At 47.5% G+C, this 1,945-nt stretch carries 1 protein-coding gene; it reads right to left on the bottom strand.

The genetic code is table 11. The features are described 5' to 3' along the window. Positions 1 to 108: 108 nt before the first annotated feature. Positions 109 to 1,945: RagB/SusD family nutrient uptake outer membrane protein (locus tag DCO57_RS22135; protein ID WP_205756257.1), on the bottom strand; the 1,837-nt coding region annotated here is incomplete at its 5' end.

Below are 1,945 nucleotides of genomic sequence, written 5' to 3' on the forward strand. Positions count from 1 at the left end.
AAGCTAGACCGTAAAAGCAAGAAGAATATCTAAGCATAAAAGTGGGCTATCAGTGAAAAATCTACCCTAATTCCTAGGGTAGATTTTTTTATTGACTTCAAGTAATAACTAGTATCCAGGGTTTTGTATGAGTAGATCGTTTTTATTCACTTCCTCCCTGGCTATGGGCCTATAGTACATTTTATCGTCCCACACCCTAATTTCCTTATCCGTATTGTTTACGACCTTGTAGGTATAGTCGTAGACGTCTTTATCGTGCTTATAGGGTTCGTGTGGCGTGGCGCCAGGTTTAAGGGTTGCCTTGATGTTTATACCGGTCACGGGTCTTCCAACCGTCTCTTCTGGAATCAACCATCTTCGGGCATCATGGTACCTGTGCTCTTCGAACGCGAGTTCAATACGTCTTTCGTTTCTATACCGTTCCACTAAAGCGGCGCCCGTATCGGTCACCTCGGGCATGCCTACACGATATCTGATTTTGTTCAGCCAGGCTAGGGCTTCGCCTTCTTCCCCTGTTTCTATACAGGCCTCTACATAGTTCAATACAACTTCGGTATAGCGTATAAATGGCCAAGGTATTTCTTGGGCGTTTGAAAGGTTGTCCGCTAGGGCAGGGTTGGGGTCGATGAATTTTCTAAGGTTATATCCGGTAAAGCTACCGTTCCAGTTTTCAATCGTCGATGAGCGGGTATCCAAGCCGTTAATGGTACCGTCGGCACCTTCATAATAACCGGTTTGTATTTGATTTACGGGATCTAAAGGAGCAACGTCCGATGGACGTGGTTTCCAATCGGCGCCATCATAAAGAATCGTCGCATAAAACCTTGGGTCCCTGTCCGCATAGGGATCTTTGGCGTGCTCGGGGTTGTCCCAGTCAAACTTAGATCCGTCCATCATTTCGTAATCGTCGACCAGCAATTGAAGGGGGGTGTTTGTCGACCAGTTATGGTATCCGTTAGGCCCATTGTTCAGGCCAAAATTGATTCCGCCCAAAGGCCAAACATCTTCTTGTTTATAATCGGCCGAGTGTACGCGTTGAAACAAAAGCTCTACCGCCGCCGCCGCATCCCCTACGGTACTTTTGCCGCCGAGGTAAACAGAGACGTAATTTTGTTTCCCTTCTTCAGGGGACACGGGGGCCGCTAGATCTAATTTATATCCACTTGCGGCATCCATTACGGCTTTTGCGGCAACTTTCGCAGCCGTCCATCTGGCATTTTGGTCTCCAGACGTATATGCGATAAGGTCTAGGTTCGAATAACCACCCAAAACGGCAGAGGCGGCAGAAGCTTTGTTGCCATCGTGCAAATCACTTGCGGCATAAAGTAGTACCCTGGCCTTTAGGGCCATGGCCGCTATTTTGGAAGCCCTACCTGGTCCGGTCTCTTTTTGGTCCAACAATTCCGCGGCCTTATCGAGGTCGGCAATGATAAAGTCTGCCGTTTCGGAAAAAGTGTTTCTTGGAACCTTATAGTCCTCATTAAGTTCGTAGGCGACTTCGATTAAAGGGACACCACCGTAAAATCTCCATAATTGTTGGTAGTAATAGGCCCTTAAGAAATAGGCTTCACCTAATAATTTGTCCCTGACCTCGGCTTCAAAATCGGTTTCGGGCAGGTTGGCGATGGCCATATTGGTTTTGCGGATGGCCGCATACATATCGTCCCATTTATAAGTGGCACTGGTAAAACCTAAGCTCCCAGGGGTTTCGGTTCCTTGAGTGAAAACCTCGTTAAATCTACCGGCATGGGTAAATAGGGATTGGTCGGTTATATTGGCAAGTCCATTGTCTTCGAAGCCACCGTAGCCTAAAGATGAGTAAGCCCCGAAAATAGCGGCCTCCGCTAAGGCCGGGTCACTCCATGCAGCATCGGCGGACACTTTGTCTAACGGCTGTGTTTCCAAAAAATCTTCAGAACATGAAGCCAGTATCATCATACCTAAT

This window comes from Labrenzia sp. 011 (genome assembly GCF_003075075.1).
In the GTDB taxonomy this organism is placed as follows: Bacteria; Pseudomonadota; Alphaproteobacteria; order Rhizobiales; family Stappiaceae; genus Roseibium.